At 35.2% G+C, this 9265-nt stretch carries 9 protein-coding genes; 4 read left to right on the plus strand and 5 right to left on the minus strand.

Annotated elements, in window-relative coordinates; translation table 11 throughout:
- Nucleotides 1–5: 5 nt before the first annotated feature.
- From AC23MC_RS10555 to rplU, 4 genes are all read right to left on the minus strand, one after another.
- The gene (locus AC23MC_RS10555) at nucleotides 6–365 is read right to left on the minus strand and encodes a helix-turn-helix domain-containing protein (RefSeq protein ID WP_248435986.1); all 360 of its coding nucleotides are present in this window, start codon (nucleotides 363–365) and stop codon (nucleotides 6–8) included.
- Nucleotides 343–660, minus strand: coding sequence for a type II toxin-antitoxin system HigB family toxin (locus tag AC23MC_RS10560; RefSeq protein ID WP_487568320.1), 318 nt, complete (start codon nucleotides 658–660; stop codon nucleotides 343–345). The genes AC23MC_RS10555 and AC23MC_RS10560 overlap by 23 nt, the downstream gene beginning before the upstream one ends.
- Before the next feature lie 123 nt (nucleotides 661–783).
- Nucleotides 784–1044, minus strand: coding sequence for a 50S ribosomal protein L27 (gene rpmA / locus AC23MC_RS10565; RefSeq protein WP_248435982.1), 261 nt, complete (start codon nucleotides 1042–1044; stop codon nucleotides 784–786).
- A 31-nt stretch (nucleotides 1045–1075) separates the two neighbouring features.
- On the minus strand, nucleotides 1076–1702 hold the full coding sequence (gene rplU / locus AC23MC_RS10570) for a 50S ribosomal protein L21 (RefSeq protein ID WP_487568321.1): 627 nt from the start codon (nucleotides 1700–1702) through the stop codon (nucleotides 1076–1078).
- A gap of 201 nt (nucleotides 1703–1903) precedes the next feature.
- On the opposite strand from rplU, the gene AC23MC_RS10575 reads away from it, so the two are divergent.
- Both AC23MC_RS10575 and AC23MC_RS10580 read left to right on the plus strand, forming a co-directional pair.
- Complete coding sequence (locus AC23MC_RS10575; protein ID WP_487568322.1) at nucleotides 1904–3229, plus strand: M16 family metallopeptidase; 1326 nt, start codon at nucleotides 1904–1906, stop codon at nucleotides 3227–3229.
- 10 nt (nucleotides 3230–3239) lie between these two features.
- Nucleotides 3240–5273, plus strand: a complete 2034-nt coding sequence (locus AC23MC_RS10580; protein ID WP_487568323.1) for a M16 family metallopeptidase — start codon at nucleotides 3240–3242, stop codon at nucleotides 5271–5273.
- A 287-nt stretch (nucleotides 5274–5560) separates the two neighbouring features.
- Here AC23MC_RS10580 and AC23MC_RS10585 read toward each other — a convergent pair whose 3' ends face one another.
- Nucleotides 5561–6427, minus strand: coding sequence for a DMT family transporter (locus AC23MC_RS10585; protein ID WP_487568324.1), 867 nt, complete (start codon nucleotides 6425–6427; stop codon nucleotides 5561–5563).
- A gap of 118 nt (nucleotides 6428–6545) precedes the next feature.
- On the opposite strand from AC23MC_RS10585, the gene AC23MC_RS10590 reads away from it, so the two are divergent.
- Together AC23MC_RS10590 and AC23MC_RS10595 are read left to right on the plus strand one after the other, a co-directional pair.
- Complete coding sequence (locus AC23MC_RS10590) at nucleotides 6546–7067, plus strand: heavy-metal-associated domain-containing protein (RefSeq protein ID WP_487568325.1); 522 nt, start codon at nucleotides 6546–6548, stop codon at nucleotides 7065–7067.
- Nucleotides 7068–7384: 317 nt separating this feature from the next.
- Nucleotides 7385–8989, plus strand: a complete 1605-nt coding sequence (locus AC23MC_RS10595) for an ice-binding family protein (RefSeq protein ID WP_487568326.1) — start codon at nucleotides 7385–7387, stop codon at nucleotides 8987–8989.
- The last annotated feature ends 276 nt before the right edge of the window (nucleotides 8990–9265 follow it).

Raw genomic sequence — 9265 nt, forward strand, 5'->3', positions numbered from 1 at the left:
GACTTTTAATAAGCCTGAATTAATACTTCAGCCGGAATATTTAATTTTTCTTTTAATCTACGAATCATCGCTAGGCTCAATTTTCTTTTTCCGGAAAGAATTTCAGATTTACGCGAACGAGCTCCCAAGATTTTAGATAATTCTGTTTCAGAAATATTCATTTGATCCATTCTAAATCGAATTGCTTCTAACGGACTTGGCTGAGGCATCGGATGAAATTCATTCTCATATTCTTTGATTAGAATAGAGAGAATCTCTAACTCATCAGAATCTTTAGTGTCGGGCTTTACATCTTTTTGCAACAGTTCATAAACTCTCTGTAGTGATGCATCATACTGTTGTTCATTTTTTATCGGTCTTAACATAACTTACTTTTTTAGCATCAATTTTATCATATTCGTTGTGCGTTCCAAACCAAACTATAAAAACAATTTTTAAACGATATTCCACATCAACAATCAATCGATAAGTGTTTCCATGAATATTGAAAACTACTCTTTTATCTGTTAATACGGAAGCATTTCTATACTGAGCTTTCAATTGATTTGGATTATTCCATTCTGCAGTACTTACTTCTTCATACCAAGATAACAAAGGTTGTTCTGCTTGAGAAAATTCCTGAAAATATTCTTTTAATGTTCTTACGGCTATTACTCGCATATACAAATATACAAAAAGTTACCAATTTGGTTACGATTTTATAAAAATTTTAAATCAACTTTGTAAAACTAAAAAACCCATCTCTTTCGAAATGGGTTTTTATATTTTGAAGTAAATTCTAAATTATGCTTCAAAAGGAATAACAGATACAAATGATTTGTTATCACCTTTTTTCTGAAACTTAACAACTCCGTCAACTCTTGCATGTAAAGTGTGATCTTTACTAATGTAAACGTTTTCTCCCGGATTGTGTTTAGAACCTCTTTGTCTTACTATGATATTTCCTGCAATAGCTGCTTGACCACCATAAATCTTAACACCTAAACGTTTCGATTCTGATTCTCTACCATTCTTGGAACTACCGACACCTTTCTTGTGAGCCATGATGTTAGGGTTTTATAAGTTAATATTAAAATTAAACAGCTCTACCGCCATTTAATTCATCTTGTAATTTTTTTAATTCATCCATTTTACCATCAGCAGCTAACTGTGCTTGTTGAGCCCAAGTAGTTGGATCTAAATGTGATACTTTAGCGTCAGATGCTTCTAAAATAGTTTTAACATCATCAGCACTAGTTTTTGCTAATTTAGCAAAGGTAGTTATTCCGGCAGCAGCTAATACTTCAGCAGCAACTGGTCCAACTCCTTCTATAAGCGTTAAATCATCAGCTGATTTAGTTGTTTTTGGAGCTTTAGGACTTTCAGATTTTGCAGCCGCTTTCTTTGTTCCGGAAGCTAAAATACCTTCTACAACAATTTGCGTAAATGACTGTCTGTGTCCGTTTTTCTTTTTGTAACCTTTTCTTCTTTTCTTTTTGAAAACGATTACTTTATCACCTTTTAAGTGTTGTAACACTTTGGCTTCTACTGAAGCTCCTTCTATAGCGGGGGCGCCTATAGTAACTGTTCCATTATCGTCTAACAACATCACTTTATCGAAAGAAACTTTGCTTCCTTCTTCAGATGCTAAACGGTGAACAAATACTTTTTGGTCTTTGCTTACTTTAAATTGTTGCCCTGCTATCTCTACGATTGCGTACATAACAATGTGTTTTTAATTAATTTTTAAGTTTGCAAATATACAACTTATTATGAATCACACAACATAAACTTCAAAATATATTTACCTCAAAAAAAATATGGTATTCCAGATTGATTTTTTTAATAAAAATTGAAAAAAAGTGTAACATAATACCGAAATTGCATACTTATTTAAAAGCAAAAAAATAAATAACTAATTTTTATGAAAAAATCTTTAATGGCTTTAAGTTCAGTTCTTATGCTTGGAGGTACAGTTTCTGCTCAAAAAGTAGAGTTCGAACATTACACGCTCAATAATGGTATGCATGTGATTTTACACCAAGATAATTCGGCTCCGGTGGTTATCACATCTGTAATGTATCACGTAGGTGCAAAAGATGAAAACCCTGAAAGAACAGGTTTTGCTCACTTTTTTGAGCACCTTTTATTTGAAGGAACAAAAAACATCGGACGTGGTGAATGGTTTAAAATTGTAACCGGAAACGGAGGAACAAACAACGCCAATACTTCTGACGACAGAACGTATTACTATGAAATTTTCCCATCAAATAATTTAGAATTAGGTTTATGGATGGAATCGGAACGTTTGTTACATCCAGTTATTAACCAAATTGGTGTGGACACGCAAAACGAAGTAGTAAAAGAAGAAAAACGTCTTCGTGTTGACAATCAACCTTACGGAAATTTAATTTCTGAAGTAAAAAAGAATATGTTCACAAAACATCCGTACCGTTGGGCAACCATTGGTTCGATGGAACATTTAGACGCTGCTACTTTAGAAGAATTTCAAGCTTTCAACAAAAAATATTATGTACCTAACAACGCTACTTTAGTTGTTGCCGGACAATTTGACCCTGCTCAAGCAAGAGCTTGGATCGATAAATATTTTGGTGTGATTCCTAAAGGAGAAGCTGTTACTCGTCAAAAAATCGAGGAAGCACCTATTACAGAAACAATCAAAGCTCGTTTTGAAGATCCAAACATTCAAATTCCAATGGTGGTTGCTTCTTACAGAACGCCATCTATGAAAACAAAAGACGCTCGTGTTTTAGATATGATTTCTACACTTTTATCAGATGGAAAATCTTCTCGTTTATACAAAAAACTAGTTGACGACAAAAAAATGGCTTTACAAGTTGGTGCATTTAGCTTTAGTCAAGAAGATTATGGTATGTATATTTTATACGGATTGCCAATGGGCGGTAATACTCCAGAAAATTTAATGAAAGAAATTGATGAGGAAATTGTAAAACTTCAAACGGAATTAATTTCTGAAAAAGAATTCCAAAAATTACAAAACATTTACGAAAATCAATACGTAAACAGCAATGCTTCTGTAGAAGGAATTGCAGGTAATTTAGCAACTTTTCACATGTTATATGGTGATGTAAATTTAATTAATACCGAAATTGACATCTACCGTTCAATCACAAGAGAGGAAATTAGAGATGCTGCAAAAAAATTCCTAAATCCAAATCAACGTTTACTTTTAGATTACGCTCCTAAATCAGATAAAGCTCAAAATTAAGATATCAATCATGAAAAAAATAGTCATTATAGCAACGAGCTTGTTTATTTCACTTTCTATGCAAGCACAAGACAGACCTCAACCAAAACCGGGACCAGCTCCTAAAATTAATATTGGTAAACCACAAACTTTCGAATTGAAAAACGGATTGAAAGTTTTAGTGGTTGAAAACGATAAACTTCCAAGAGTTTCATACAATCTAACCATCGATAATGCTCCGTATGCAGAAGGTGCTAAAAAAGGTGTTTCTGATTTAACGAGTAGCTTAATTGGAAACGGAACAAAAACCATTTCTAAAGATGCTTTTAACGAAGAAATTGACTTCTTAGGTGCTAGCATTAATTTTGGATCAGACGGTGCTTTTGCAAGCGGACTTTCAAAATATTCTAAAAGAATTATGGAATTAATGGCCGATGGTGCATTAAATCCTGTATTTACGCAAGAAGAATTTGACAAAGAAAAAGCAAAACTTATTGAAGGTTTAAAATCGGAAGAAAAAAGCGTTCCCTCAATTGCTCGTCGTGTTCAAAGTGTTTTGGCGTATGGAAAAAATCATCCAAACGGAGAATACCTAAGCGAAGAATCTATCAACAAAGTTACTTTGGCTGATGTTAGTCAAAACTATGCTACCTATTTTACACCACAAAATGCTTATTTAGTAATTGTTGGTGATGTAAAATTTGCTGAAGTAAAAGCAAACGTTGAAAAATTATTCGGTACATGGAAAAAAGGAGTTGCTCCACAAGTTTCTTACTCTGATCCAAAAGATGTTCAATACACGCAAATTAACTTTGTAGATGCTCCAAATGCAGTTCAATCAGAAATCGCTGCGGTTCATATTACTAACTTAAAAATGACTGACAAAGATTATTTTGCTGCAATTGTAGCAAATCAAATTTTAGGAGGTGATTTCAACAGTTACTTGAACATGAATTTGAGAGAAGCTCACGGTTGGACCTATGGTGCTCGTTCGGGTTTAAGAGGAACCAAACACACGTCAAACTTTAGTGCTACAACTCAAGTTAGAAATGCTGTAACAGATAGTGCTGTAGTTGAAATTTTGAAAGAAATCAAACGCATCAGAACTGAAAAAGTATCTGATGAAACGTTGAAAAACGTAAAAGCAGGTTACATTGGAAAATTCGTAATGGATATTGAAAAACCAACAACTGTAGCTCGTTATGCATTACAAACTAAAACACAAGGTTTACCGGCAGATTTCTATGAAAACTACATCAAAAACATCAATGCAGTTACGGCTGATGATGTGTTGAGAGTTTCTAAAAAATATTTCTTAGCCGAAAATTTAAGAGTTGTTATCGTAAGTAAAGCCGGCGATGTTTTACCCGGCTTAGAAAAATTAAACATTCCTATCTTCTATTTCGACAAATACGGAAACAAAGTTGAAAAACCGGAAGAAAAAAAGGTTAGTGCAGATGTTACGGCTAAATCGGTTTTAGAGAAATACATTTCAGCCGTTGGCGGACAAAAAGCAGTTGCTGATGTAAAATCATTATTTTTAACCGGAACTACTAATTTACCTGGTGCTCCTGCTCCATTAACATACATCAACAAAACAGATGCTAATGGAAAATTATTAGTAGAATTAACCATGGGCGGAATGAGCATGATGAAACAAGTAGTAAACGGAAACACTGGATTCATGGCTCAACAAGGGCAAAAAATGAATTTAGAAGGTGAAATGTTGGAAGACATGAAAGCTATTGCACATCCATTCCCGGAATTAAATTTACTTAAAAAAGAAGGAATTACTTTAAAAGGAATTGAAAGCCAAGACGGAAAAGACTGTTATGCTATCGTAAATGGAAAAACAACAAGTTATTACGAAGTAGCTACCGGTTTAAAAATTGCTGACGCAACCACAACTCCTCAAGGAAAAAGTACAATTACCTACAAAGATTACAGAGATGTAAAAGGTGTAAAAGTACCTTATCAATATATTATGAATGTAGGTGTTGATTTAGACATCAAAATTAGCGACATCAAAGTGAACGAAGGTGTTAGCGAAGCTGATTTTAAATAATCAATAAACAAAGAATTTTAAATGAGACTGTCAGCAATGGCAGTCTTTTTTTTTTTAACTGCTTTAAAAACTGAAACTCAATTTTAACCACAAAGTTCGCAAAGGAGTTAGCAAAGAGCACAAAGACGCTTCGCTTTTTAACAGTACGCGAGTTAGATGAAACAGATTTTCGCAGATTTTGATAGCTTAGCTATAATGGATGAAAACAGATTAGTTTAGTGCAATATTTCCTTTAGTAGAATTATCAACCTGAAACTTGAAACTTTAAACTTTAAACAAAAAACTTCTCACTTCTTAGCCGAAAGATAAACCCCAAACATAATTATAGCCGCACCCAAAAACTGAATTGAAGTCAAACTTTCATTATCAACCAAACCCCACATAAAAGCAACAACCGGAATTAAATAAGTAACTGAAGAAGCAAAAACAGGCGACGATATTTTAATTAATTTATAAAACAAAATATTCGCCAAAGCAGTACCAACCACTCCCAAAATAACAATATAGCCAATCACACTTTGTGTTTGCTGAACGTGAACAGCCTCAAAAAAGCCGGATAAATACAAAACTATAGAAGCCGGAATCAACATCACAATAAAATTTCCGGTGGTTATGCTTAACGGATTTAAATCGGACAAATACATTTTAATAAAATTCACATTCATCGCATAACAAACAGAAGCAATAACTAATAAAATCGCATAATTATAATTCTGCTCCGGATGATTTGCGGCTCCATTCAAAATCAACAAAGCACTACCAATTAAACCAATAAATACGCCATAAATCTGTCTGCGTTGAAAATCTATTTTAAACAATAAAATACCAAGTAATAAAGTATTTAACGGCGTAAGCGAATTCAAAATAGCACTCACAGAACTACTAATCTCTGTTTGAGCATACGAGAAAAGATAAACTGGAATAAATGTGCCAAAACAAGCCGTTAACGCTAAATATTTCCAATGGCGAAGTTGAATCTGCTTGATGCTATTAAAACCAATAATCAACAAAAACAAACCCGCAAAAACCATTCGTAAAGAACCCAACTGAAAAGGCGTTAACCCAACCAAACCTCTTTTAATCAAAATAAAAGAACTCCCCCAAACGAGAGCTAAAATCACTAAATAAACGAATCGTAACTTCTTATTTTCCATGGATAATTTTTCGTGTCACAAAACTCCGTTAATTTTGGCAAATAAAAAGCGAAAAAAATGTTATTTTTGTAATGCTTTATAAATAAAATTTATATCACTCATTTTAAACAATATAACTATGAAATTCACACAAACAATCGCAGCCATCGCTTTAACAACATTAATGATGGTAAGTTGCAAAAAAGAAGCAACTGAAAATACTGAAAATGCAACTGCAACTACTGAACACACACAAGATCAGCCTGCTCAATTGGCAACAGCTTCGTTCACAGTAGAAGGAATGCATTGCGAAGTGGGATGTGCCGGACATTTAGAAAAAAAATTAGCCAAACTTGATGGCGTTCAAAAAGCAGACATCGATTTTGAAGCAAAAAAAGCAACTATTGAATACGATGCCAACGTGCTAACGCCGGAAGTACTGGTTCAAACGGTAGAAAATGCAGCCGACGGAAAAACCTATAAGGTGTCTGATGTGGTGAACACTGCAGACAAAGCAATGCTTTTTAACAAAGACAAAAAGAAAAAGAAAGCTAAAAAAGAAGAAGACAACAAAGAAGCCGCTGCTTCCTCAGAAAAAAAATCATGTTCTTCCGGTGAAAAAAAAGCGTGTTGTGCTTCCAAAAAAGCAGAAACACTCTAGTTCACTAAGCACAATCACTACCACATAAACCTTTGTCAGAAGTAAACTGACAAAGGTTTTTTTATGTCCAAAACCCACCCATTACTATCTCTATAAAACACTAAATTGTCTTTAAAAAACCATTTAACAAGAATAAGCTTCCTAATGCCATTTTTTCAACTATCCTCTATCAAACCTTGATTTTACTCATAAAATTCACTTTTTCACAATTATTAAAAAAATAATTTTAAACTAAATCAATCTAAGAATGCTATATATTTTTATAGCTATACATTTACATTCAACTGTCCCAAATAAACAACAGTTCGCCCCTATTTATGCATAAACTATTACTATTGGCAACTTCGGTTGCCCTAACTTGTCTTGTTACCCAAGCAAACGCACAAGCTCCCGTATTCGGAACCTCTTCTTCCTTTGCACTTTTTTCAACCAATGGTGCAGTGAGCAACACAGGACTTTCGCACCTCACAGGAAATGTAGGTACAAACAATGGTCCCAACAACAATTTCGGAAACGTAGATGGTGTAATGCACAACGCAAATGGCTCAACAGCCGCTGCCGCTGCAGACCTAACAATTGCTTATAATCAATTAGATGCCGCAATTCCGGACTTTTTCCCTTCCTCATTATTAGGAAATGGAGCAACATTAGAAGCCGGAACCTACTTTATCGGCGAAAGTGCTTCACTAAACAACACCCTAACTTTAGACGCAGAAGGTGACGAAAACGCCGTATTCATTTTTCAAATACAAGGTTCATTCTCATCCGCTGCCGGATCACAAGTAATTTTAACCAACGGAGCACTTGCCTGCAACGTATTCTGGAAAATAGAAGGTCTTGTAGATCTTGCCACCAACACCGTAATGAAAGGAACCATTGTAGCCAACAACGCCGCAATCATTCTTAACAGTGGAGTTTCCTTAGAAGGTCGTGCACTCTCTACCACTGGAGCCGTAACGGTATCAGGCGTAACAGTAAGAATGCCGTTAGGTTGCGGAACTCCCGAACTAACAGGTCCGCTTGCACCACCCTTAAATACTGTGGTTTGCTACACTGTTTTTTCAGGCAATGGCGAAGTAACCAATACCGGAATATCATTTGTAACCGGAGATATAGGAACCAACGTTGGATTAACAACCGGGTTTCAAGCCGAAAACGTAACCGGAACCATCCACCCAAACCCTGATGTATCAACGGCACAATGTGCTGCAGATCTAAACGTGGTTTACTCCTACCTAAACACCCTTCCGGTAGACATTCAATTGCTTTATCCTGCTGCCTTTGGCAACGACCTTGTGCTAACGCCACATACCTATTTAATGAATGCCGCAACAGTGTTAACCGGAAAAGTAACCCTAAACGCACAAGACAATCCTGATGCAGTTTTTGTTATCAAAATCGTAGGAGCATTATCCACCTCAACCTATGCCACTATCGAATTAATAAACGGAGCACAAGCCAAAAACGTTTTCTGGAAAGTAGACGGAGCAATCTCCTTAAATGATTATGCCGACTTTAAAGGAACAGTAATTGGCAACAACGGAGCCGTTATTCTTAATTTAGGCGTAGCCATCGAAGGCCGTGTGTTGAGCACCAGTGGCGGAATTACCACCTTTGGAATCAATGCCGTAATGACACCGGGTTGCGAATCGTTATCAACACCTTCCAATGAAGTGGCAAACAACACAGCCAAATTCTATCCAAACCCGTTCTCGTCTTCATTAACAATAGACTTAGCAGGAATAGAGTCAAGTTCTTCAGAACTTACTATCTATAACACCTTAGGAGCATTGGTTTATAAAACAGAATTAACGCAAAATAATACCGAATTATCCTTGAACCTTCCAACCGGAATTTACTACTACAGAGTAGCTACTTCCAACGGAGCCGTTCAAACCGGTAAATTGGTTTCTAAACAATAAAAGGTTATTTGTTACGGAAAGCCCTGCCATTTGGCGGGGTTTTTTGGTTTATTTTCGTTATCAGTCACCTTTTAAACTAACGTTCCATATTACTACATGATAAAAAGATACTTATCTCTATTTAACATAATGTTTTTCATACACTACTCATACACTATACCTACTTCGGATAGGGCTTTGGCATTTAGGGGAAGGCAGTTTGACCCGTCCTAAAATAACTATACAAATTAATAAATAAATCCTATTATAGTTATACAAATATAATTCTTAATCCTG

The organism is Flavobacterium sp. T50_26, assembly GCF_057652995.1.

Coding starts and splice junctions, on each gene's coding strand:
- AC23MC_RS10595 (WP_487568326.1), top strand. CDS start 7,385: ATGCATAAACTATTACTATTGGCAACTTCGGTTGCCCTAACTTGTCTT.
- AC23MC_RS10555 (WP_248435986.1), bottom strand. CDS start 365: ATGTTAAGACCGATAAAAAATGAACAACAGTATGATGCATCACTACAG.
- rplU (WP_487568321.1), bottom strand. CDS start 1,702: ATGTACGCAATCGTAGAGATAGCAGGGCAACAATTTAAAGTAAGCAAA.
- AC23MC_RS10585 (WP_487568324.1), bottom strand. CDS start 6,427: ATGGAAAATAAGAAGTTACGATTCGTTTATTTAGTGATTTTAGCTCTC.
- AC23MC_RS10590 (WP_487568325.1), top strand. CDS start 6,546: ATGAAATTCACACAAACAATCGCAGCCATCGCTTTAACAACATTAATG.
- AC23MC_RS10560 (WP_487568320.1), bottom strand. CDS start 660: ATGCGAGTAATAGCCGTAAGAACATTAAAAGAATATTTTCAGGAATTT.
- rpmA (WP_248435982.1), bottom strand. CDS start 1,044: ATGGCTCACAAGAAAGGTGTCGGTAGTTCCAAGAATGGTAGAGAATCA.
- AC23MC_RS10580 (WP_487568323.1), top strand. CDS start 3,240: ATGAAAAAAATAGTCATTATAGCAACGAGCTTGTTTATTTCACTTTCT.
- AC23MC_RS10575 (WP_487568322.1), top strand. CDS start 1,904: ATGAAAAAATCTTTAATGGCTTTAAGTTCAGTTCTTATGCTTGGAGGT.